This is a genomic window from Ochrobactrum teleogrylli (assembly GCF_037482325.1).
GTDB classification, from domain to species: domain Bacteria; phylum Pseudomonadota; class Alphaproteobacteria; order Rhizobiales; family Rhizobiaceae; genus Brucella; species Brucella teleogrylli.
The window spans coordinates 2,029,260-2,050,679 of record NZ_JBBHKQ010000001.1; the positions used below are offsets into that span (position 1 = coordinate 2,029,260).

Here is a 21,420-nt window from a genome sequence, read left to right on the forward strand (position 1 = left end):
CAATACAAATACAACCGGCATCGAAATATGCACTTGGCTGCAATTTCTGTGATGAGGCCTGCGCCGTGCTTGCCCTCACCCTTTCAAGCGCCTAATCATTGAGCCATGAAGATTGCTACGTGGAACATCAACGGCGTCAAGGCCCGCATCGAGAACCTTCAGCATTGGTTGAAGGAGTCTTCGCCCGATATTGCCTGCCTGCAGGAAATCAAGTCGGTGGACGAGCAGTTCCCCCGCCTTGAGCTTGAGGCGCTTGGCTATCACGTCGAGACCCATGGCCAGAAAGGTTTCAACGGCGTCGCACTTCTCTCCAAGAAGTCACCCGATGAGGTCAATCGCGGCCTGCCCGGCGATGACAGCGACGAACAGGCGCGTTTCATCGAAGGCGTCTACTCGACCGATAAAGGCGTCATCCGCGTCGTCTCACTCTATCTGCCGAACGGCAATCCAATCGATACCGAGAAATTTCCCTACAAGCTTTCGTGGATGCGGCGTCTGGAAGCCTGGGCGAAGGATCGTCTGGCGCTTGAGGAACCGCTTGTGCTGGCTGGCGACTATAACGTCATCCCCGAGCCGCAAGACGCGAGAAACCCGGAGGCATGGCTTGGCGACGCTCTGTTTCAGCCGCAATCACGGCAAGCGTTTCGCAAGCTCGAAAATCTCGGTTTCACCGACGCTATTCGAGCGGCGACCGACGATGACGGCATCTATTCATTCTGGGATTATCAGGCCGGTGCCTGGCAGAAAAACAACGGCATTCGCATCGATCATCTGATGCTCTCGCCGGAAGCGGCCAATCGTTTCGTATCGACCGATATTGAAAAACACGTTCGCGGCTGGGAAAAGCCATCTGACCACGTGCCGGTAACGGTCACGCTGTCGGTTTAAGACACTGGAAGCTTAGCACTACAGTTGCAAATTCGTCAGGCCGTGGCGAAAAGAGTGATTTTCGAGCACCGGAGCGCAGAAAATTGCTCTTTACAGACCGGCATCACGAATTTGCAACTGTAGTGTCAGAACGACCCTTTGGTCGTCATATCGCTCGCTAGAGCCACAGCATTCCGGCGATCAGCTTCACCGACAATTGAGAAAGCCTGTTCCTGCATTTCGCGGATCCAGGTGCAATCCTCGGCGGCGCAACGCTCAGAGGCAGCCGTCATGAAAGCCAGCCCGCGCACGGTCTTGCCCGCCTGAAACAGCATGTTTCCAAGCATGGCCTGAGCGCTGACATTGCCTTTATTCGCAGCCAGCTGGAACCAGCGCGCAGCCTGAACCGAATTGCGCTCTCCGCCCTCACCGGACAGAAGCATCTTGCCAAGTTCAAACTGGGCGGCAGAGTCACCGAAATTCGATGCAGCTTGCACGTAAAGATCGCGGGCGACACCAAGATTGGCGCGTACCGGCGAACCCGGAATGCCGCGTTTCACATAGCCGGCCAGCGCGACCAGCGCGTCAGCGACATAGGAATCGTTCTCGGAACCCGGTTCGGACCCCTCACGCACGATCTTTTCGAAAATCTTGTAGGCTTCGTAATCGTTTTCCGCCACGCCGTCGCCATCGGCATACATGCGCGCCAGTTTCCACTTTGCACCCTGATGACCACGCTCGGCGGCATAACGCAGCGCCTTGATCGCCTCGTCCTTGTGGCCGTTCTTATAGGCGGAGAAGCCGAACTTGAAGAGTTCAAACGGGCTGCGCGACTTTTCAGAATCGTCGTTCAGATCAAAAGCAAAGGCACTGTTGCAGGCGATGGCCAAACCAACAGCCATGGCGATAACAGGATATGAAAAACTACGACTACGCATCACACGCCGGTCTTTCACAATAGTTGGCACAAATCGTGGAGAAAGATTTCATTACACGCAGAATAGCCACGCTTTTCGTCAAGACTGAGACCCGATCTTGGCCGAAAAAAGCCTTACCATCATTGGAAGGAATCGGAGCGGCGGCGGCAAGGTTTCCCTTGCTTGCAATCGGTGTGCTCTGCAACAACGCGCTCTTGCTCATTCCTGCCTAATCCTGCGGGAGCCTTCGCTCCAGATTGTTTGACGGCTTTTGCCTTTCCTTGACGGATGATGTCCCTTTGTGGCGGGAAATAGGCAAAAATGACCGTAGTTCTTTCTAACCTAAAGTAACGGTAAAGACTGTTGCCGTTTGACAACAAACCGATTGTTGTTGATCCCTTTGAATATGCTCCCCATGAAACAGAACGCTGACGATTGTTTCCGTCTGAGGGCCGCATAAAATAGAACGCCTATGACACCGACGATTGCAACCAACCGGATCCCATGCGCAATTACAGACGCCCCTATCGGCGCCCCAATAGGCGAAACAACTCCGGCACCCGCAAAAGCGGAATGGGAGGTCTTCGCAGCATCATACTGACTTTATTGTTCTTTTCAGCTATCGTTATCGGCATTTCATACTTGCCGAATGAAAAGCGCCCGACCGAAACGCGCGATGGGTCGGTCTATGTCATAGATGGGGATACGGTGATCATAAACAAGGTGCATATTCGCCTGAAGGGTATCGACGCACCGGAGATGACACAGAGCTGCGAGCGAAACGGCAATAGTTACGATTGCGGCAAGGAAGCTCGCAATTTCTTGCGGGCAAGAATCGGAAGGGCAACGATTCGCTGCGAGACCGAGGGCTTTGACCGTTATGGCCGCGACCTGGCGCGTTGTTATCTCGGAGAAACCGACCTCAATGGCTGGATGGTGCAGCAGGGTTGGGCGCTTGCCTATGGCGATTATGACCGCGAGGAAACAGACGCCCGCCGCAACAGCCGCGGCATGTGGGCAGGGCGTTTCGAGAAGCCCTCGTCATGGCGGAAGGAAAATCCGCGCGAGGATAAGGATGCGCAGACGGGGAGCGAGACCTCATCGCTGGACCGCAATAGTATCGACGCTTTCGTTTACTATATTAAGGAGCGTATCGCCGCCTTCATCGACCGTTTCCAATGACGACATCCCGAAATCCGGAGCGAAGCTTCGTGGAAGACCTGATCACGCTCAGCCAATCGATCAAAGCCTGCCGCATCTGCCGCGATGAGCCGCTGTTTCAGCCACCGCTGCCACATGAGCCCAATCCTGTCTGTTTTGTCTCCAATACGGCGCGTGTCGCGATCTGCGGTCAGGCACCGGGTATCCGCGTGCACAATACGTCCCTGCCCTTTAACGATCCTTCCGGCGACCGCCTGCGGCAATGGCTTGGAACGACCCGTGAGGAGTTTTATGATCCGGCCCGGTTTGCCATCGTTCCCATGGGCTTCTGCTTTCCCGGCTATAACAAGCATGGCGGCGACCTGCCCCCGCGCCGCGAATGCCGTATGACTTGGCATGACCGGGTCTTCGCTTCCATGCCGCAATTGGAGTTCGTTCTGGTGGTGGGGCAATATGCGCTGGCCTACCACTTGCCCGACTATCGCGGACGCAACCTGACCGAAACAGTGAAGAACTGGCGTCACTTCATTGAAACGCCCAACAAGGCAGGACGGATCGTGCTTCCGCTGCCTCATCCTTCCTGGCGAAACAGCGGCTGGCTGAAACGCAATCCATGGTTCGATGAAGAGGTTGTGCCTATTGTTCAGGCAAAAGTGCGAAGCCTCATCCACGACGATAAATAAATTTTACTGGATTGGTTCTCATAAGAATATTTTTCCTGTAACTTCTGCCGATAGCACATCATAAGGTATGACGTTTCGCACACTCGTAAAGTTCGGGAAACGATTTCTAAAACCGGGAACGGAAACGCATGGACAGGCTCGACAGAAAAATACTGCGCTTATTGCAGGAAGACGCAACATTGGCAGTGGCAGACGTTGCCAAGAAGGTTGGCCTTTCCACAACGCCTTGCTGGCGTCGTATCCAGAAGCTTGAAGAAGATGGTGTCATCAAGCGCCGTGTGGCGATCCTCGATCCGATCCGCGTCAATGCGCGTGTAACGGTGTTCGTATCGGTGCGCACCAGCTCGCACAGCCATGAATGGCTGAAGCGCTTCTCGGAAGTGGTGCAGGAATTCCCTGAGGTTATCGAATTCTACCGCATGAGCGGCGATGTCGATTATCTTCTGCGTGTCGCTGTACCGGATATTGCGGCCTATGACGCCTTCTACAAGCGCCTGATCAGCAAGATCGAAATCCGCGACGTGTCGTCATCCTTCGCGATGGAGCAAATCAAGTACACGACCGAGCTGCCGCTCGACTACATGGTGCTGGATAAGGAAAATAATTGACCTCCCAGTCTTTGAAATGAAAATGAAAAGCCCGGCAGCGCCGGGCTTTTTGTTGTTGTTAGTGCTTCGCGGAGGCTACACCGGCCTGCTCGAAGGTTGCCATGCCGCTATGGCATTGTGCCGCCGCCTTGACGATGCTGGCGGCGAGTGCGGCACCGGTGCCTTCACCCAAACGCATGCCGAGATCGAGTAGCGGCTCCTTGCCAAGCTTTGCCAGCAGCAGACGATGCCCCGGCTCAGCCGACACGTGGCCGAACAGGCAGTGATCGATTGCTTCCGGATTTGCCGCATAGAGTATCGCCGCAGCCGAAGAGGCGACGAAACCGTCGATAATGACCGGGATTTTTTCCATGCGAGCGGCCAGAATGGCGCCTGCCATGGCTGCAATTTCACGCCCGCCGAGGCGGCGCAGCACTTCAAGCGGATCTTTCAGATGCGCCTGATGCAACGCAACCGCCTGACGAACGGCTGCAAGTTTGCGCTGCAACAGATCACCCGTAGAACCTGTGCCCGGCCCCACCCAGTCTTCCGCCGTGCCACCAAACAAAGCGAGCGCGATAGCCGCCGCAATGGTCGTGTTGCCGATACCCATTTCACCGATGCAGAGAAGATCGGTGCCGCCGGCAATCGCCTCCATGCCGAAAGCCATGGTCGCCGCGCAGGTGCGCTCATCCATGGCCGGTTCTTCGGTGATGTCTGCCGTCGGATGCTCCAGCGCCAGATCGAAAACCTTCAGGCCCAGATCATTGGCAATGCAGATCTGGTTGATAGCCGCACCACCTGCCGCAAAATTCTCAACCATCTGCGCCGTGACGCTCGACGGAAATGGCGTAATGTTCTTTGCCGTGACACCGTGATTGCCAGCAAACACCGCGACCAGCGGGCGGTTGATCTGCGGCGTGCGCTTTCCGGTCCATGCGGCGAGCCAGGCTGCGATGTCTTCAAGACGCCCCAGCGAACCGGCAGGCTTGGTCAGAGTTACCTCGCGCTCGCGCACGGCCCTTTCCGCACCCAGATCGGGACCGGGCAGATTGCGGATCAGTTCACGAAAATCGTCAAAAGGAAGGCCACTGGCGCTCATATCGTTCAGTCCAATCGATCATGGGAGATGCAAATCTGTTTGGCACGTCCTATAAGCACTGACACAATTTTTCAAATCACCTCTTCGAGCCAATGGCCCTTGAGGCGAAATATCGCGAGCCCCGAACCCTTCTTTGGGCGATAAAGTGTTGCGGAGCAGTCGTTTGCAGAAAAATGGTTTCATAGGCGATACAATCCGGTCGCTCGGCTTTCTGAGCCGTCTGCCGCTTCCGCGAAGCTGGTTTGAAAACACGGACGATTCGCTATTGCGCAATGCACGCGCCTTCCCGCTTGCCGGTGCTGTGCTGGGCCTGCTTGCAGGCATCGCGCTGATGGTCGCCAATTCACTGCATCTGCCGGCCCTCGCCTGCGGGTTTATCGTAATCGGCGCGCTGGCAGCCATGACCGGCGCGCTGCATGAAGACGGCCTCGGCGACACGGCTGATGGCTTCTTCGGCGGCGCAACGCCGGACCGTCGGCTCGATATCATGAAGGATTCGCGCATCGGCACGTTTGCCGCCCTCACGCTCATCACGTGGGTGGGCATCAAGGCTTCGCTTCTGGCCGCTATTATAGAGCGCGCAGGCCCCGGCTATGCATTGCTTGCTCTCATCGCCTGCGAAGCGGCGAGCCGTTCGGCCATGCTCGCCTTCTGGCATAGCCTGCCCTCCGCCCGCCCCGGCGGGCTTGCGGACAGCGTTGGTGCGCCAAGTTGGGAAACGGTCGTTTGCGGCGCGGCGCTGGGTTTCGTTATTCTGGCGGCGGGGCTGATCCCTTCAGGCGGCGTCCCGTCCGTCATCAATGCGCTTGTTCTTGTGACGCTGCTGCTTGTCGGTTTCGCCCGGCTGTGCATGTCGAAAATCGGCGGGCAGACGGGCGATACTTTGGGCGCTGCGCAACAAATCGCGTCGCTTGCGGTGTTGATCGGGCTTGTCATGGCCCTGTAATGCAACCACATTTCACGCATGAACACGGCGACAATCAAATCACCCTGCATATTGATATGCACGATGGACGCAGAAACCGGCTTTTGTCTCGGTTGCGCGCGCACGCTTGATGAAATCACGCGCTGGTCCCGGATGAGCGCCGAAGAGCAGATCACGGTGCTATCGCTTCTGCCCGACCGGCATGAAATTCTCATTGAAAAGAAAGTAGGCTGATGGGGCGTTTCTTCTGGCTCGTTATTGCCGCTGTCGCAATTGTCGCTCTGCTGCTGATGTCCAATAATGACAGCGGCACCACGATGGGGCTCGACAATGATGTCTTCGCCCGCGCAGCCTATCTTGGCATATGGGGCGTGGTTCTCGCCGCCGGTCTGCTCGGCTCCGGCATCAAGCTTTCGGATTTCGCACGTAATATGGCGGTCTGGGCGGTGATTATTCTCGGTCTCGTTGCAGGCTATCAGTACCGCTACGACCTTCAGGATGCTGCCAGCCGAATTACCGCAGGCCTTATTCCCGGCAGCCCGATTTCCGGACGAAACGCCGAAGGGTCGCTGACCGTCACACTCGCCAAAGCCGCCAATGGCCATTTCGAAGTGAATGGTCGCGTCAACGGCGCGCGCGTGCATTTTCTGGTCGATACGGGCGCATCTTCCGTCGTGCTCTCACAGCAAGACGCGGAGCGCGCGGGTCTGGATACCGCGTCGCTCAACTATAATGTGCCAGTGATGACAGCCAATGGCACCGCTTCCGCCGCCAGCATCACTATCGCGAATTTGCAAATCGGCGACATCGAACGCCAAAATATTCGCGCCATGGTCACCAAGGAAGGCCTCATGACTGGCAGTCTGCTTGGTATGAATTTCCTGCAAACGCTTGGCGGTTTCACGGTGCGTGGCGACCAGCTGATCCTGATTGATTAAGCCGCTTCGGCACTGGCTTCGGTTACAGCAGCATAGGCTTCACGCAGCACAGCGCTGGTAGCACCCGGCTTCGTCGCGTCGGTGGACAACATCTGACGCCAGCGGCGCGCGCCCGGCAGGCCGCTGAACAGGCCCACCATATGGCGACTGACATGGGAAAGCCTGCCACCTGATGCGATATGCCGGTCGGTATAGTCGCACATGGCTTCGATAATATCCGCCATTTCAACCGCGACAGGTTCATCGCCAAACAGACGGGCATCCACTTCAGCCAACAAAGCGGGATTGTGATAGGCAGCGCGTCCGAGCATCACACCATCCATCTGTTCCAGATGCGTTTTGGCTTCATCAAGCGTGGTAATACCGCCGTTGATACCGACGAAAACATCGCCAAGACGCTGCTGCAGGCGATAGACACGATCATAATCCAGCGGCGGAATTTCGCGGTTTTCCTTCGGTGACAGCCCTTTCAGCCACGCCTTGCGTGCATGCACCCACAAGGCGTCGGCGCCTGCGGCAAGCGCCAGATCGACCAGCGCATCGAGCGCCACTTCCGGGTCCTGATCATCGACGCCGATACGACACTTGACCGTGACCGGCACGGAAACAGCCGCCTTCATCGCTTCGACACAGCGCGCCACGACTTCGGGCGTCTGCATCAGGCAAGCGCCGAACGTGCCCGACTGGACGCGATCCGATGGGCAGCCGACATTGAGGTTGATCTCGTCATATCCAAAGCCGATCCCGATCTTTGCCGCTTCTGCAAGCTTCACCGGATCGGACCCACCGAGCTGCAAGGCGATTGGATGTTCTGCCGCATCAAAACCGAGCAGACGATCGCGCGGACCATGGATCGCCGCATCCGCCACAACCATTTCCGTATAAAGCAAAGCGCGCTTCGAAAAGAGCCGGTGAAGATACCTGCAATGTCTGTCAGACCAATCGATCATCGGCGCAACGGCGAAGCGATAGTCCGGATAGTTGCGATTTTTCGACGGTACATCAGTCATTTAGGCATAAATCCTGAGAAGGCGATTCATGGAGCATTTCAGAACAATCGGCTCGATTGCAGGTAATGAGGTCCCAATCTGGCACTCGAACGGCGCAAAAAGCCACACTTGCGCAAAATGTTCAAGTTTTGCGGGTTGGGTTTCGCTTTGCACCTATATAGGAGTTTATCGCGTTCAACGCCAACCAGCGCCGTTATATGCCAAAGACTGTGACTTTGGTCGCATTTGCGCATTATGATCGCGTACTAAAGCATTTCTTCCGATTCTTTTCTCATTCATTCAAGGAAATCCGGCGTGACCTCCCTTTCTCCCTTCGGCAAAACCTTCGATGCCTTCCTGTTTGACATGGACGGCACGATCCTGAGTTCCATCGCCGCGACCGAACGCGTCTGGGGAGAATGGGCCAAGCGTCATGGGATCGATCCGGTTACATTTCTGCCGACCATTCATGGCGTACGCGCAGTCGATACCGTTCGCCGCCTTGATCTCGGCCTTGACCCCGATCAGGAAGCGGCGATCCTGCTGGAAGCTGAAATGGCCGATCTGGATGGTATCGTTCCGATCGACGGTGTCTGCGATTTTCTGAAGGCCCTACCGGAAGATCGCTGGGCGATTGTCACATCCGCCCCGCTTGAGCTGGCCCGACGCCGCATCAAGGCAGCCGGACTGCCGCTGCCGAAAACCATTGTTTCGGCAGAAGATGTCGAGCGCGGCAAGCCGAGCCCCGAATGCTTCCAGCTCGGCGCAAAGAAGCTTGGTTTCGATCCACATCGCTGTCTGGTGTTCGAAGACGCTCCGGCTGGCATCGTCGCAGGCGAATCGGCTGGCGCTTGCGTGGTGGTCGTCACGGCAACGCATCCCCATTCACCGCAGACCTCGCATCGCAGCATAAACAGCTATCGCGAGTTCGAGTTGAACGTGGCCGATGACGGCAAGCTTAGCCTTGCCGCAGCAGAGCCGATGCCGGTTGGGTAAAGATTACATCCGGCAGGATCAGATAACACGTTTCCCCTCGCGCCAAACAGTCTTGATAATCGGCACATGGTCGGCCACCTGAAGGCGTACCAGATCGGCGCGCTTGCCTTCGGCAATTTCGCCGCGATCATCGAGACCCACAGCCTGCGCGGGATTCTTCGAAACCAGACGAATAGCCTGCGGAAGTGAAATTCCATCAAGCACATCGGCCAGAAAGAATGCCGACTGCATCATGCTGGCCGGAATATAATCCGACGAGATGATGTCGAGATGCCCGGCTTCAACCAGCTCGCGTGCGGACACGTTGCCCGAATGCGAGCCACCGCGAACCACATTCGGTGCGCCCATCAGCACCGACATGCCAGATTCTTTCGACGCTCTGGCCGCGGCATGAGTGGTCGGAAACTCGGCCACGCGAATGCCCTGTTCGCGCGCTTCGGCAACGTGATCCAACGTTGCATCGTCATGACTTGCGAGGATCACGCCGCGCTCGTGGCACAGATCGGCAATCGCCTTGCGGGTCGTGGCGGAATATTGCTGCGACTGGCCGATGCGGCGCTCGCAGTAAATCCGAAACTCTTCTTCCGACAGCTTGTTCTTGCCCAGGAAGTAGGCCTTGTAGGCGTCAAGATTGGTGAATTGGCGCTGTCCGGGCGCGTGATCCATCAGCGAGACCAGCCTGATCAACGGATGACTGCCGAAGCGTTCAAAGGCCGAAAGACAATCCGGCGCGGAAACTTCGCAACGCATGTGCAGGAAATGGTCGGCACGCAGCCGTCCCGCCGCACGACCTTCCGCTATTGCCGTGGAAAGCTTGAGCATATCATCGATGCCGGTTGGCGCATCATCATCCAGACCTATGCGCAAGGCGTCGAATACGGTGGTGATGCCGGAAGCAGCAATCTGCGCATCATGCGCCTGCACGGCGGCAATCGGGTTCCAGCGCACTTTCGGGCGCGGTGCATAATGCCCTTCCAGATGATCGGTGTGCAATTCGATCAGCCCCGGCGTCAGGAAGTCGCCTTCCATATCCTCGCCGACCGCTGACGGACCGCTGGCAATGTCTGCGATTTTACCGTCGACGAGCTTGATTGATCCGTCGATAACATCGTCTGCGAGAACGATACGCGCGTTGCGCAGGATAGTTTCATTGGTCATCGCTTACGGCCTCCCCACTGCCCGCTGGGTGCGCGTCTTCGTGGTTCCGCCTGTCAGCGGATGCAGCGAATGGATCTCGAAGGGCGCGCCCTTCTCAGGTTCCACAAACAGAGCGAGATTCGCAACCTCGACCGGGTCGTTCAGCAATGGCGCAAAGAATTCTTCCAGCCTGCGCTCGATCCTGGCGCGGTCACCTTCCGCGACAGGACCCGTGAGCGTCATATGGAAACGGAACTCTTCAAAAACGTATGGATAGCCCCAGCGCTCCAGATTGTGACGCTGCGCTTCGCTCAGGCGTTCAGGGCGGCGCTTGGCAATTTCAGCTTCGTTGAGCGGCGCGCGGAAGCGGTCCAGCGCGACGACAACATCATTGGCGAGTTGGTTCAATGCTGTGACAGGTTCATGCGGCACCAGCGCGAAGAACGGCCCGATGGCCTGAAGCTTCAGGCGTGGAATGACGACCGGCTCGACCGACGAGGCAAAATGCATCAATGCGGACAGGAGTTCGCTTTCCGTCTGATTGTCGTTCAGGCGAAACGGCGCTTTCATCGTGGCGTGGAAACCGTAACGACGCGGCTCTTCAGTCAGCGATGCGATCTCTTCCGTGCCAAGGGAGCGAATCGCCGGCAGCTTGACAGGCTCTCCGCTAAAGGCGTTGCGCCCCAGCCAATTGGCCGCAACCTTCAAAAGCGCATCGCTGGAAGGCGGCGTGAAATAGATTGCATAACGCATTTCAAATCCTTGGTCTGTAACGGTGTCTCACCCCAGCACGGCGCGGGATCGTTACACAACGAATGTGGCAAGTCGATAAAGCCTGTATGACAATGATGGAAGACAACTGACAAAGCGATTTTACATCACAGAAAATTGGTATAGGCGTCTGTAATCGATTTGAGGAGAAAAAGATGAGCGGTTTCGCGTCTATCGGTGAGTGCATGATTGAACTTTCGGGCGGCGAAGGCGACCAGTGGCGCATGGGTTTTGCTGGCGATACGCTGAACACCGCCTGGTATGTTCGCGCGCTGACAGACAGAGCGTTTCCGGTCGACTATGTGAGCGCATTCGGCGAAGACAATTTCTCGCAGAAACAGCGCGTTTTCTTTTCGTCCAACGGCATCGGCATTGCCCATAGCCCGGTGATTGCCGGTGTGCATCCGGGCCTTTATGCGATCACGCTGAGCGGTGCGGAACGGTCCTTCACCTATTGGCGCAGCGATGCCGCTGCGCGCCGTCTGGCCAGCGACAGAGCCGCGCTAGAGCAAAGCCTTTCCGGGCGCGACATCATCTATTTTTCCGGTATTTCGATCGCCATCGTCCTGCCGGAACATCGCGAAACCTTTTTCGACGTGCTGCGGCAATGCCGCGCTGCCGGATCGCGGATCGCTTTCGATCCGAATTTCCGTCATCAACTCTGGCCGGATCGCAAGGCAGCGCAGGAGATCATCAGTGAAGCGATGCGCCTTGCCGATATCGCTCTGCCGACCTTCCCGGATGAACAGGCGCTTTTCGGCGACACCAATGCCGAGGCCTGCGCCGAGCGCCTCATCAGCCTTGGCGTGAAGGAAGTTGTCGTCAAGGACGGCACCGAACCCGCCCTGGTTGCAGCGGGTGGCGAACAGACACTGGTTCCTGCCGTTTTCGCCAATGCCGTGGACACGACCGGCGCTGGCGACAGCTTCAACGGTGCCTATCTTGTCGCGCGCATGGAACGGCTTTCACCCGTCGAAGCCGCGCAGAAGGCCCATGCCGTCGCGGCCCGGGTGGTGGAAACGCGCGGCGCGCTCACGCCCATGGAAACAGCGCGCGCCGCTTATGCCGGATAGCATCCATTAGTCCCGGGTGAAGGCGAAACGGCTCTCCTGAGCGTAGATTTCGCCCGGGTGCAGAATGGCCTGCGGGAAATAGGGATATTCGAGCGAGCCGGGCCAAATTTGCGGCTCGAGGCAGAAGCCCGCATGTTTCCCGTAGGGCTTACCCGTCAGGCCGATGCAATCATTGGCCATCGTATTGCCGGCATAGAACTGGACGCCCGGTTCTGTCGTCAGCACATCCATACGCACACCGGACTTCGCGGCCTTGACAGAAGCGCAGAGCCGCAACGGCACACGCGCCGCCGAAAGACAAAAATTGCTGTCATACTCGACCTGTTTGCCGTTTTCAGCATGGCGGATCGGGCGATAATCGCGGAAATCATATGCCGTGTCCTTGACCGGCAGAACGCGCCCGTCTGGAATCAGCGCTTCATCCACCGGCATATAAGCGTCGGCCACAATCTTCAGCTGATGGTCGAGGATGTCGCTTTCGCCGCCGTCGTCCAGATTGAAATAGCTGTGGTGCAGAAGATTGCAGATCGTCGGCTTGTCGGTCACGGCTTCCAGCCGCACGATCAAGGCGCCATTGCCATTCAGCATATAGGTGCAGCTGATTTTGAGATTGCCGGGAAAACCCATTTCGCCATCTTCGGCAACGGTTGCAAGCGTGACATAATCGGCACCGCTGCCGGTGACTTTCCAGACGCGATTGCCGAGGCCCTTGCTGCCACCATGGAGATTATGGCGGCCGAGATAGTTTGGCTCCACCTCATAAGTCTTTCCGTCCAGCACAAAGCGCGCATCGCGAATACGATTGGCCGAGCGACCCGCAATCGCGCCCAGATGCGGCGAATGGGCCGGATAATCATCAAAATTCTGGTAACCGATCACCAGCGGCGCATCATGCCCGTCAAGACGCAGATCCTGAATGGCCGCGCCCCAGGTGATGATCTTGGCCGTGAGCGGCCCGTTGGAGATGGTCAGCCGGTGAACCGCCTGCCCGTCTGGAGCATGTCCGAAAATTTCCGATGTCACGTCTGCCGCCTGTAAAAGTATGATTTATGGGAACCGCATCAAGCCGCATCGCACGCTCTTAAGCAAGAGGGTTGCTGCTTGATCGCAATCGATTCCTCCGATATTTTTTACATCTATTTCTGTGATAGCGTACAGTATACAGCGCCCATACTTACTTTATATTTCTAATATAAATTAATAAAGGTATTGATATGCGTTCAAACTTCTCGACGATTATGCCCTATATATTTCAGGAAGAAGGCGGCTACGTCGACAATCCGGCTGATCCGGGCGGCGCAACCAATATGGGTATTACTATCGGCACTCTTTCGAAATGGACAGGTCATTCCGAGTCTGCTCAAGACGTCAAAAATCTTACGAAAGACGCTGCAACGGAAATCTACAAAAAGCAGTATTGGGACAAGATCGATGGCGACAGTCTTCCCTCAGGCGTTGACTATGCCATGCTGGACTTCGCGGTCAATTCAGGCCCCGGTCATGCGATCAAGATGTTGCAGCAAATACTTGGCGTTCTTCAGGACGGGTTTCTCGGGCCAGCAACATTTGCCGCACTTTCCGCCCGCTCCCCGCAAGACCTGATCGACAGACTTTCCGATGAACGTGCAGCCTGGCTCAGAGGACTGGCCGCCGCCGCGACCTTTGGCAAAGGCTGGCAGGCTCGTGTCGAACGCGTGCGAACACGCGCGCTGGCGCTGGCGGAAAAGCCAATCAACGATATCGACGCCGCTCATTCGGCAGGTATTTCGTTCCCGCACTCCTATGAACCGGCATATAAGGGGGCCCCGGAGGCTGAACAGCAGAGCGCGTCCATAACCACCACGTTGCAACAGCCGGGATTGCTTGGCACGCTGGCCAGCATCATATCGGGTCTCGTTGCTATCATCATACAGGACGGCCCGCTGGAAACGGCGCTTGCCTGCGCCATGATAGCGCTGTCGCTCATTGGGGTGATCTATTTCGTCAAGCGCTAAAAAAGCCACCAAAACGAGCCATATGAAGTGATTTCAAAAAATTGAGATTGCCTTTATGTTGCGCTTCGCTTGTCTCGTATCTTATATGCGCATCGAATGCCCGGTGATCTTGAAAGTAATATGACTTTCCTCGTGACCGGAAAAACGCTAGACACGCGCATACAGAGCATTTCCAGCAAATGTGCCCGGCACTTTTGCTGGCTGCGAAATGCGACGAAAAAATCAGATGCCTATAATTCGCGGCATCATCAGGAATAAAGGAATCGAAACTTGTCCTCTACTTTTGACAAAGTCGCCGACATCATCGCCGAAACCAGTGAAATCGATCGTGACACCATCACGCCGGAAAGCCACACCATCGACGATCTGGGCATCGACAGCCTCGACTTCCTCGACATCGTCTTCGCTATCGACAAGGCTTTCGGCATCAAGATTCCGCTTGAGCAGTGGACGCAGGAAGTGAACGAAGGCAAGGTTCCGACCGAAGAATACTTCGTGCTGAAGAACCTCTGCGCCAAGATCGACGAGCTGGTTGCGGCCAAGAAGGCCTGAGCTCGCTGAAAAATTGACGGTATTGAAGGGTGGACAGCAATGTTCGCCCTGATTCCGTTTCTGGAGCGCAAGATAGTTCTCGGATAGACCTTGGCCTCATCACGGCAGAACCGGACCCATGCAGAACAATAAAGTCGTCATCACCGGCATCGGCATCATTTCATCACTCGGCGAAGGCGCTGAAGTGCATTGGAACGCTTTTTCGACAGCAGGCAGCGAACCGCGCCTCGAAAAAGAAGCCTTTGCTCCCTACACCGTCCATCCACTCGGCGAAGTCGATTGGAGCCTGCAAATTCCAAAGCGTGGCGACCAGCGCCAGATGGAAACCTGGCAGCGCCTCGGCACCTATGCCGCAGGTCTCGCGCTGCAAGATGCGGGCATGAAGGATGATGAAGCGCTCTGCGCGACCATGGATATGGTTGTGGGCGCGGGTGGCGGCGAACGCGATATTACCGTCGATATGCAGATTCTTGAGGAAGGCCGCACCAGCAATAATCGCGGTGTGATGCTGAACGAGAAACTCTCGACCGAACTGCGTCCGACCCTGTTTCTGGCGCAGCTTTCCAACCTGCTCGCTGGCAATATCTCCATCGTGCACAAGGTGACGGGTTCTTCGCGCACCTTCATGGGTGAAGAAGGCTCCGGCATTTCAGCCATCGAAACCGCGGCAGCCCGCATCCGCACCGGACAAAGCACCCATGCTCTGGTGGGCGGCTCCTACAATGCCGAACATTTCGACATGATTCTCGGTCACGAATTGGGCGGATTGCTCAAGCATGACGGCTGGGCTCCGCTCTGGGAGCGTGACGGCTCGGCTGGCGGCGGCATGATTTCAGGTTCCGGCGGCGTGTTCCTCGTCCTCGAAAACGCCGAACATGCGGCAAAGCGCGGCGCACGCGCCTATGCGGAAGTAGCGGGAATCGCTGCCACGCAAATCCGCCGCGAAAGCGACGATCTTGCAAAGACCGTTCGCGACCTCGTTCTCGAAGCCAATGGCGGCAAAGAGCCTGCTTATGTCGTTTCCGGCGCGTCCGGCGCTCATGACGCGACCAAAGCCGAAAAATCCGTACTCGACGGCTTTTCCGCAGCCTATCGCGGCATATCCGGCCTGACCGGACATTTGCGCGAAGCACAATTCCCGCTGGCGCTGGCGCTGGCCGCCATTTCCGTTTGGAAAGGTGAGGCTTTTGCGCCGTTGAACGCGTCGGAAAAGGCAGCTGATGGAAAAATCAGCGAAGCCGTCGTCACCACTGTCGGAGCAACGCGCGCCGAAGGTGCCGCAAAGCTGGTGAGAGCATAAGATGACCAAATATAAAGACCATCTGGGCCGCCCCATCGTCGCCATCACGGGCGCTGGCGTTGTTTCCTCGCTCGGACAGGGCAAGGAAGATAACTGGGCCGCGCTGACCGGCGGTGTTTCGGGCATTCACAGCATTACCCGTTTTCCGTTGGAAAATCTGAACACGCGTTTTGCGGGCACGGTCGATTTCCTTCCTGAAAGCGAAGTCGGCGCGTCGGCACTGTCGGAAAAGCTGGCACGTCTGGCCGGTGAAGAGGCGCTTGCACAGTCCGGCCTTTCGACAACCAATTTCGGGGGTCCGCTCTTTCTGGCCGCTCCGCCGGTCGAACTCGACTGGAAAAGCCGCTTTGCGCTTGATGCCAGCGTGAAGAACGAAGGTCCTGCAAGCTATCAGCTTCTGCTTGAAGCCTGCCGTCGTGCACGTCACGAGGCACTCTTCAACACGACGCAGTTCGGCTATATCGCCGAACGTCTTTCGGAAGTCTTTGGCACGCGTGGTCTGCCGATCACGCTTTCCACCGCGTGCGCCTCGGGTGCAACAGCGATCCAGCTTGGCGTTGAAGCGATCCGTCGCGGCGAAAGCGACCATGTTCTGGCGATTGGCACCGATGGTTCTGTTTCGGCGGAAGCGCTCATCCGCTTCTCGCTGCTTTCCGCATTGTCCACCCAGAATGAAAAGCCGGAAAAGGCCTCAAAGCCCTTCTCCAAGGATCGCGACGGCTTTGCCATGGCCGAAGGTTCCGGCGCGCTCGTTATGGAATCGCTCGAAAGCGCGGTCGCCCGTGGTGCGAAGGTTCTCGGCATTCTGGCTGGTTGTGGCGAAAAGGCCGACGACTTCCACCGCACCCGTTCCAAGCCGGACGCCTCACCTGCCATTGGCACCGTGCGCGCGGCACTGGCTGATGCTGGCCTGACCGAAGACCAGATTTCCTACATCAACGCCCACGGCACCTCGACGCCGGAAAACGACAAGATGGAATATCTGGCCCTTTCGACGGTATTCGGCGAACGCATCGAATCCATCCCTGTTTCGTCCAACAAGTCGATGATCGGCCATACGCTGACCGCCGCCGGTGCGATTGAAGCTGTGTTCTCGCTGCTCACGATCCAGACGGGGACGCTGCCGCCGACCATCAATTACGACAATCCAGACCCGGCTATCCCGCTGGACGTTGTGCCGAATGTGAAGCGTGAGGCCAAGGTTTCCGCCGTGCTTTCGAACTCATTCGGCTTCGGCGGACAGAATACGAGCCTTGTTTTGGCGGCAAATCCGAATTAATCCGTCCGGCAAAAGAATTTTAAATTTCCTGATGATCCCGGAAGGCGGAAGCTCTCCGGGATCATGCCATGAAAGGAAGAGCCCATGCGCGCTTTGCAGCTTCTCGACGACCGTCGCCTTGAAATCACCGACATTGCACCGCCGCCGCCTCCCGGCCTTGGCGAAGTCACGGTCAAGATCAAGGCGGTCGCGCTGAACCATATCGACGTATGGGGCTGGCGCGGTATGGCTTTCGCCAAACGCAAGATGCCGCTGGTGATCGGTGCGGAAGCTTCCGGCGTTGTCGATGCCGTCGGTCCCGGCGTTTCCAATCTGCTGCCCGGCCAGCTTGTTTCGATCTATGGTGCGCGCACCTGCGGCCTTTGCCGCGCCTGCCGTGAAGGCCGTGACAATCTGTGCGAACATGTCGGCGGCGTTCATGGTTTCCATCTCGACGGCTTTGCCTGCGAGGCCGTGAACCTTCCGGCTCGCCTGCTCGTGGCAGCACCTCCCGGCGTTGACGCCATCGGCGCTGCCGTCGCGCCTGTCACCTTCGGCACGGTCGAGCACATGCTGTTCGACAATGCCAAGCTGGAACCGGGCGAAACCGTTCTCGTCCAGGCTGGCGGCTCGGGAATCGGTTCGGCGGCGATCCAGCTTGCCAAGAAGATGGGCTGCACCGTCATCACCACGGTCGGTTCTGACGACAAAATCGAGAAGGCCAAGGCTCTCGGCGCCGATCACGTCATCAACTATCGCGAAGACCGCTTCGAAGGCGTCGTGCGCAAGCTGACCAAGAAGAAGGGCGTCGATGTCGTCTTCGAACATGTCGGCGCGGATACCTGGGCCGGTTCGATGCTCTGCATGAAGCGCGGCGCGCGTCTTGTCACCTGTGGATCGACCTCGGGCGTTTCGACCAACATGAACCTTATGCAGCTCTTCCAGCAGCAGCTCAAGATTTTGGGCTCATTTGGCTGCCGCATGGAAAACATGGCGGATGCCATGCAGAAAATGGCGCGCGGCATCGTGCACCCGGTCATCGATACGGTTGTCGATTTCAACGATATCGACACGGCCCTGAAGCGCATGGAAGGCCGCGACGTCTTCGGCAAGATCATTCTCCAGATTGACTGAAGCCCGTCCTTGTCATGATGTTCAAACTGAAGCTCCTGCTCTTTCGCTGGTCGCGCAAGCTGAAGCAGTTCAATTACTGGCTCTGGGCTCAGGCCGTTTTTGTGCTGCTTGGCCTGTTGCGCCTGTTTCCGGCGAAAGCTGCCATCAGCTTTTCGGCCAAGGTGGCCCGTCTCATCGGGCCGCTGACGCCGCGCCACAAGATCGCAACCAACAATCTGCGCCAAGCCTATCCCGGAAAGAGTGACGCCGAGATCGAAGTGATCGCGCGCGACATGTGGGATTCCATGGCGCGGCTGCTGGCGGAGTATATTTTCCTCGATGCGATTTTCGATTTCGATCCGAACGCTGCCAAGCCGGGCCTGATTGAAGTCGATGGCATTCCGATTTTCGAACGCCTGCGCGATGAAAAGAAGCCGCATATCTTCTTCACCGCCCATACCGGCAATTTCGAACTGCTGCCGATCTGCGCAGCCACATTCGGCCTGAATGTCACCGCACTGTTTCGTCCGCCGAACAATCCCTATATCGCCAACAAGGTTCTGAAAGCGCGCCATACCAATATGGGCCATCTCGTGCCTTCCAAGGCAGGCGCTGCCTGGGCGCTGGCGGGTATTCTCGGCGATGGCGGCAATGTCGGTATGCTCGTTGACCAGAAATTCTCGCGTGGCGTGCCTTCCACATTCTTCAACCGCCCGGTGAAGACCAATCCGCTGCTGGCCAAGCTTGCGCGGCAATATGATTGCGATGTCTATCCGGCGCGCTGTATCCGCCTGCCCGGCGGACGCTATCGGCTTGAACTTTACGAGCGCATGGAATTGCCACGCGACGACAAGGGCCAGATCGATATCGACGCCACCGCGCAATTGCTCAATGACACGGTCGAGCAATGGGTGCGCGAATATCCGGGCCAGTGGATGTGGTTCCACAAGCGCTGGGGATAGGATTTTTGCTGTTCATATGATACGGGCAAGCCACGCTGCCAAGGAGACTATCGCCATGCGCCCCATCGCCATTGCCCCGTCCATTCTGTCCGCCGACTTTGCCCGTCTTGGCGAAGAAGTCGATGCCGTGCTGGAAGCCGGTGCCGACTGGATCCATATCGATGTCATGGACGGACATTTCGTGCCGAACATCACATTCGGCCCGCAGGTGGTGAAAGCGATCCGCCCGCGCACCAAGGCATTCTTCGACGCGCATCTGATGATTGCGCCGTGCGATCCCTATCTGGAACCCTTTGCCGATGCAGGCTGCGATCTGATCACCGTGCACGCAGAAGCCGGACCGCATACGCATCGCTCGCTGCAGTCGATCCGTGCGCTCGGCAAGAAGGCCGGTATCGCGCTCAACCCGGCAACACCGGTCGAAGCGATCAGCAATATTCTGGACGATGTAGACCTGATCCTCGTCATGACCGTCAATCCGGGCTTCGGCGGCCAGAAATTCATCACGCCGATGCTCGACAAGATCAAGCGCGTCCGTGAAATGGTTGGAGACCGTCCGATCGACATCGAAGTCGATGGTGGCGTGACGCCGGAAACCGCAGGCTCGGTGGTTGCAGCTGGCGCGAATATTCTCGTCGCGGGCTCCGCTGTCTACAAAGGCAATTCGGTCGAGACCTACCGCGCCAATATCGACGCCATTCGTGCTGCGGCGGAAGCCGCGCGTAATCGTTAAACCCTCACTTTCTACAGGACGCTCCCATGATCCCGCGCTATTCCCGGCCAGAAATGGTCGCTATCTGGTCTCCGGAAACGAAATTCCGTATCTGGTTCGAGATCGAAGCCTATGCTTGCGAAGCGCTGGCCGAACTGGGCGTCATCCCCAAGGAAGCTGCCAAGACCATCTGGGAAAAAGGTAGCGTCGCGAAGTTCGACGTCGCTCGCATCGACGAAATCGAAGCCGTCACCAAGCATGACGTCATCGCCTTCCTGACACATCTTGCCGAATTCATCGGCCCCGACAGCCGCTTTGTGCATCAGGGCATGACCTCGTCGGACGTGCTCGACACCACGCTCAACGTCCAGCTGGTTCGCGCTGCCGACCTCCTGCTCGCCGACATGGACCGCGTTCTGACCGCGCTCAAGACCCGCGCCTTCGAGCACAAGGATACGGTGCGCATCGGCCGCAGCCATGGCATTCACGCCGAACCGACCACGATGGGTCTCACCTTCGCGCGTTTCTATGCGGAAATGCAGCGGAACCGCACCCGCCTCGTCGCGGCCCGCGCAGAAATCGCAACCGGCGCGATTTCCGGTGCTGTCGGCACTTTTGCCAATATCGATCCACGCGTTGAGGAATATGTCTGCGCCAAGCTTGGCCTCGAAGCCGAGCCGGTTTCCACGCAGGTCATTCCGCGCGACCGTCATGCGATGTTCTTTGCAACACTTGGCGTCATCGCTTCGTCGATCGAAAATGTCGCCATCGAAATCCGCCACATGCAGCGCACCGAAGTTCTGGAAGCCGAAGAGTTCTTCTCTCCGGGCCAGAAGGGTTCGTCCGCCATGCCGCACAAGCGCAACCCGGTTCTGACCGAAAACCTGACCGGCCTCGCCCGTCTCGTGCGTATGTCGGTCACGCCTGCCATGGAAAATGTCGCTCTGTGGCACGAACGCGATATTTCGCATTCGAGTGTCGAGCGCGCTATTGGACCTGACACCACCATCACCCTCGACTTCGCGCTCAACCGTCTGGCTGGCGTGGTCGAAAAGCTGGTGATCTACCCGGACAACATGCTGAAAAACATGAACAAGTTCCGCGGTCTGGTGCATTCGCAGCGCGTGCTGCTGGCGCTGACGCAGGCAGGCGTATCGCGCGAAGACGCCTATCGTCTCGTGCAGCGCAACGCCATGAAAGTCTGGGAACAGGGTGCCGATTTCCTTGAAGAACTGCTGGCAGACACGGAAGTGCGCGCAGCCCTTTCCGAAGAGCAAATTCGTGAGAAGTTCGATCTCGGCTACCACACCAAGCATGTGGATACGATTTTCAAACGCGTCTTCGGTTGAGGAGATTTCGGCTCTGGCACTGCCTTTCCCTCAT

24 protein-coding genes are annotated in these 21,420 nt (G+C 57.4%); 17 read left to right on the forward strand and 7 right to left on the reverse strand.

The annotated features are described in order from the left end of the window. Positions 1-105: 105 nt before the first annotated feature. On the forward strand, positions 106-888 hold the full coding sequence (gene xth, locus WIX40_RS09455; protein WP_121535946.1) for an exodeoxyribonuclease III: 783 nt from the start codon (positions 106-108) through the stop codon (positions 886-888). A 125-nt stretch (positions 889-1,013) separates the two neighbouring features. Here the strand turns inward: xth and WIX40_RS09460 are convergent, their stop codons facing one another. Both WIX40_RS09460 and WIX40_RS09465 read right to left on the reverse strand, forming a co-directional pair. Beyond that, positions 1,014-1,805: a tetratricopeptide repeat protein gene (locus WIX40_RS09460; protein ID WP_109368851.1), complete on the reverse strand. Its 792-nt coding sequence runs from the start codon at positions 1,803-1,805 to the stop codon at positions 1,014-1,016. Continuing rightward, a complete protein-coding gene (locus tag WIX40_RS09465; RefSeq protein ID WP_339439830.1) occupies positions 1,798-2,007 on the reverse strand; it encodes a hypothetical protein in 210 nt (69 codons plus the stop codon). Before WIX40_RS09465 ends, WIX40_RS09460 begins: the two co-directional genes overlap by 8 nt. A gap of 350 nt (positions 2,008-2,357) precedes the next feature. On the opposite strand from WIX40_RS09465, the gene WIX40_RS09470 reads away from it, so the two are divergent. From WIX40_RS09470 to WIX40_RS09480, 3 genes are all read left to right on the forward strand, one after another. After that, the gene (locus WIX40_RS09470; protein WP_283735835.1) at positions 2,358-2,966 is read left to right on the forward strand and encodes a thermonuclease family protein; all 609 of its coding nucleotides are present in this window, start codon (positions 2,358-2,360) and stop codon (positions 2,964-2,966) included. Beyond that, a complete protein-coding gene (locus WIX40_RS09475) occupies positions 2,963-3,628 on the forward strand; it encodes a uracil-DNA glycosylase family protein (RefSeq protein ID WP_121535940.1) in 666 nt (221 codons plus the stop codon). The genes WIX40_RS09470 and WIX40_RS09475 overlap by 4 nt, the downstream gene beginning before the upstream one ends. 128 nt (positions 3,629-3,756) lie before the next feature. Then, positions 3,757-4,236, forward strand: a complete 480-nt coding sequence (locus WIX40_RS09480; protein ID WP_078338480.1) for an Lrp/AsnC family transcriptional regulator — start codon at positions 3,757-3,759, stop codon at positions 4,234-4,236. Positions 4,237-4,294: 58 nt separating this feature from the next. On the opposite strand, the gene cobT is transcribed toward WIX40_RS09480, so the two are convergent. Beyond that, entirely contained in the window at positions 4,295-5,317 is a 1,023-nt protein-coding gene (gene cobT / locus WIX40_RS09485; RefSeq protein ID WP_078338479.1) for a nicotinate-nucleotide--dimethylbenzimidazole phosphoribosyltransferase, read from the reverse strand. Between the two features lie 163 nt (positions 5,318-5,480). Between cobT and WIX40_RS09490 the strand changes: the two genes are divergently transcribed. Genes WIX40_RS09490 through WIX40_RS09500 form a run of 3 tightly spaced genes read left to right on the forward strand, consistent with a single transcriptional unit; the run spans position 5,481 to position 7,180 of the window. Then, positions 5,481-6,263 (forward strand): adenosylcobinamide-GDP ribazoletransferase, encoded by a 783-nt coding sequence (locus WIX40_RS09490; protein ID WP_121535937.1) that lies wholly within the window; start codon positions 5,481-5,483, stop codon positions 6,261-6,263. An 18-nt stretch (positions 6,264-6,281) separates the two neighbouring features. Beyond that, positions 6,282-6,476 (forward strand): DUF1289 domain-containing protein, encoded by a 195-nt coding sequence (locus WIX40_RS09495; RefSeq protein ID WP_121535934.1) that lies wholly within the window; start codon positions 6,282-6,284, stop codon positions 6,474-6,476. Next, positions 6,476-7,180, forward strand: a complete 705-nt coding sequence (locus WIX40_RS09500; protein ID WP_121535931.1) for a TIGR02281 family clan AA aspartic protease — start codon at positions 6,476-6,478, stop codon at positions 7,178-7,180. Before WIX40_RS09495 ends, WIX40_RS09500 begins: the two co-directional genes overlap by 1 nt. Here WIX40_RS09500 and dusA read toward each other — a convergent pair. Continuing rightward, positions 7,177-8,190, reverse strand: a complete 1,014-nt coding sequence (dusA, locus tag WIX40_RS09505; protein WP_121535928.1) for a tRNA dihydrouridine(20/20a) synthase DusA — start codon at positions 8,188-8,190, stop codon at positions 7,177-7,179. The two genes, WIX40_RS09500 and dusA, sit on opposite strands and share 4 nt — an antisense overlap. Before the next feature lie 294 nt (positions 8,191-8,484). Between dusA and WIX40_RS09510 the strand changes: the two genes are divergently transcribed. Continuing rightward, on the forward strand, positions 8,485-9,165 hold the full coding sequence (locus WIX40_RS09510) for an HAD family hydrolase (protein WP_121535925.1): 681 nt from the start codon (positions 8,485-8,487) through the stop codon (positions 9,163-9,165). Positions 9,166-9,183: 18 nt separating this feature from the next. Here the strand turns inward: WIX40_RS09510 and WIX40_RS09515 are convergent, their stop codons facing one another. Together WIX40_RS09515 and WIX40_RS09520 are read right to left on the reverse strand one after the other, a co-directional pair. Beyond that, on the reverse strand, positions 9,184-10,323 hold the full coding sequence (locus WIX40_RS09515; RefSeq protein WP_121535922.1) for an alpha-D-ribose 1-methylphosphonate 5-triphosphate diphosphatase: 1,140 nt from the start codon (positions 10,321-10,323) through the stop codon (positions 9,184-9,186). Between the two features lie 3 nt (positions 10,324-10,326). Continuing rightward, on the reverse strand, positions 10,327-11,055 hold the full coding sequence (locus WIX40_RS09520; protein WP_121535919.1) for a DUF1045 domain-containing protein: 729 nt from the start codon (positions 11,053-11,055) through the stop codon (positions 10,327-10,329). Between the two features lie 173 nt (positions 11,056-11,228). Between WIX40_RS09520 and WIX40_RS09525 the strand changes: the two genes are divergently transcribed. Further along, a complete protein-coding gene (locus tag WIX40_RS09525) occupies positions 11,229-12,146 on the forward strand; it encodes a sugar kinase (RefSeq protein WP_121535916.1) in 918 nt (305 codons plus the stop codon). Positions 12,147-12,152: 6 nt separating this feature from the next. Here WIX40_RS09525 and WIX40_RS09530 read toward each other — a convergent pair whose 3' ends face one another. Beyond that, complete coding sequence (locus WIX40_RS09530) at positions 12,153-13,169, reverse strand: aldose epimerase family protein (RefSeq protein ID WP_121535913.1); 1,017 nt, start codon at positions 13,167-13,169, stop codon at positions 12,153-12,155. A 191-nt stretch (positions 13,170-13,360) separates the two neighbouring features. Between WIX40_RS09530 and WIX40_RS09535 the strand changes: the two genes are divergently transcribed. The 8 genes from WIX40_RS09535 (at position 13,361) to purB (ending at position 21,386) form a co-directional block, all read left to right on the forward strand. After that, on the forward strand, positions 13,361-14,140 hold the full coding sequence (locus WIX40_RS09535; RefSeq protein WP_121535910.1) for a glycoside hydrolase family 108 protein: 780 nt from the start codon (positions 13,361-13,363) through the stop codon (positions 14,138-14,140). Positions 14,141-14,410: 270 nt separating this feature from the next. After that, positions 14,411-14,692, forward strand: a complete 282-nt coding sequence (locus WIX40_RS09540; protein ID WP_078338469.1) for an acyl carrier protein — start codon at positions 14,411-14,413, stop codon at positions 14,690-14,692. A 118-nt stretch (positions 14,693-14,810) separates the two neighbouring features. Then, complete coding sequence (locus WIX40_RS09545) at positions 14,811-15,992, forward strand: beta-ketoacyl-ACP synthase (RefSeq protein ID WP_121535907.1); 1,182 nt, start codon at positions 14,811-14,813, stop codon at positions 15,990-15,992. 1 nt (position 15,993) lies between these two features. Next, a complete protein-coding gene (locus tag WIX40_RS09550; protein WP_121535904.1) occupies positions 15,994-17,271 on the forward strand; it encodes a beta-ketoacyl-ACP synthase in 1,278 nt (425 codons plus the stop codon). A gap of 84 nt (positions 17,272-17,355) precedes the next feature. Continuing rightward, entirely contained in the window at positions 17,356-18,384 is a 1,029-nt protein-coding gene (locus tag WIX40_RS09555; protein ID WP_121535901.1) for a zinc-binding dehydrogenase, read from the forward strand. Between the two features lie 14 nt (positions 18,385-18,398). Further along, positions 18,399-19,325: a lipid A biosynthesis lauroyl acyltransferase gene (locus tag WIX40_RS09560; protein WP_121535899.1), complete on the forward strand. Its 927-nt coding sequence runs from the start codon at positions 18,399-18,401 to the stop codon at positions 19,323-19,325. Positions 19,326-19,380: 55 nt separating this feature from the next. Continuing rightward, positions 19,381-20,058: a ribulose-phosphate 3-epimerase gene (rpe, locus tag WIX40_RS09565; RefSeq protein ID WP_109368833.1), complete on the forward strand. Its 678-nt coding sequence runs from the start codon at positions 19,381-19,383 to the stop codon at positions 20,056-20,058. A gap of 26 nt (positions 20,059-20,084) precedes the next feature. Then, positions 20,085-21,386, forward strand: coding sequence for an adenylosuccinate lyase (purB, locus tag WIX40_RS09570; protein WP_121535896.1), 1,302 nt, complete (start codon positions 20,085-20,087; stop codon positions 21,384-21,386). Positions 21,387-21,420: the final 34 nt, after the last annotated feature.

Coding starts and splice junctions, on each gene's coding strand:
- xth (WP_121535946.1), top strand. CDS start 106: ATGAAGATTGCTACGTGGAACATCAACGGCGTCAAGGCCCGCATCGAG.
- WIX40_RS09460 (WP_109368851.1), bottom strand. CDS start 1,805: ATGCGTAGTCGTAGTTTTTCATATCCTGTTATCGCCATGGCTGTTGGT.
- WIX40_RS09465 (WP_339439830.1), bottom strand. CDS start 2,007: ATGAGCAAGAGCGCGTTGTTGCAGAGCACACCGATTGCAAGCAAGGGA.
- WIX40_RS09470 (WP_283735835.1), top strand. CDS start 2,358: ATGGGAGGTCTTCGCAGCATCATACTGACTTTATTGTTCTTTTCAGCT.
- WIX40_RS09475 (WP_121535940.1), top strand. CDS start 2,963: ATGACGACATCCCGAAATCCGGAGCGAAGCTTCGTGGAAGACCTGATC.
- WIX40_RS09480 (WP_078338480.1), top strand. CDS start 3,757: ATGGACAGGCTCGACAGAAAAATACTGCGCTTATTGCAGGAAGACGCA.
- cobT (WP_078338479.1), bottom strand. CDS start 5,317: ATGAGCGCCAGTGGCCTTCCTTTTGACGATTTTCGTGAACTGATCCGC.
- WIX40_RS09495 (WP_121535934.1), top strand. CDS start 6,282: ATGAACACGGCGACAATCAAATCACCCTGCATATTGATATGCACGATG.
- WIX40_RS09500 (WP_121535931.1), top strand. CDS start 6,476: ATGGGGCGTTTCTTCTGGCTCGTTATTGCCGCTGTCGCAATTGTCGCT.
- dusA (WP_121535928.1), bottom strand. CDS start 8,190: ATGACTGATGTACCGTCGAAAAATCGCAACTATCCGGACTATCGCTTC.
- WIX40_RS09515 (WP_121535922.1), bottom strand. CDS start 10,323: ATGACCAATGAAACTATCCTGCGCAACGCGCGTATCGTTCTCGCAGAC.
- WIX40_RS09520 (WP_121535919.1), bottom strand. CDS start 11,055: ATGCGTTATGCAATCTATTTCACGCCGCCTTCCAGCGATGCGCTTTTG.
- WIX40_RS09525 (WP_121535916.1), top strand. CDS start 11,229: ATGAGCGGTTTCGCGTCTATCGGTGAGTGCATGATTGAACTTTCGGGC.
- WIX40_RS09535 (WP_121535910.1), top strand. CDS start 13,361: ATGCGTTCAAACTTCTCGACGATTATGCCCTATATATTTCAGGAAGAA.
- WIX40_RS09545 (WP_121535907.1), top strand. CDS start 14,811: ATGCAGAACAATAAAGTCGTCATCACCGGCATCGGCATCATTTCATCA.
- WIX40_RS09550 (WP_121535904.1), top strand. CDS start 15,994: ATGACCAAATATAAAGACCATCTGGGCCGCCCCATCGTCGCCATCACG.
- WIX40_RS09555 (WP_121535901.1), top strand. CDS start 17,356: ATGCGCGCTTTGCAGCTTCTCGACGACCGTCGCCTTGAAATCACCGAC.
- WIX40_RS09560 (WP_121535899.1), top strand. CDS start 18,399: ATGATGTTCAAACTGAAGCTCCTGCTCTTTCGCTGGTCGCGCAAGCTG.
- rpe (WP_109368833.1), top strand. CDS start 19,381: ATGCGCCCCATCGCCATTGCCCCGTCCATTCTGTCCGCCGACTTTGCC.
- purB (WP_121535896.1), top strand. CDS start 20,085: ATGATCCCGCGCTATTCCCGGCCAGAAATGGTCGCTATCTGGTCTCCG.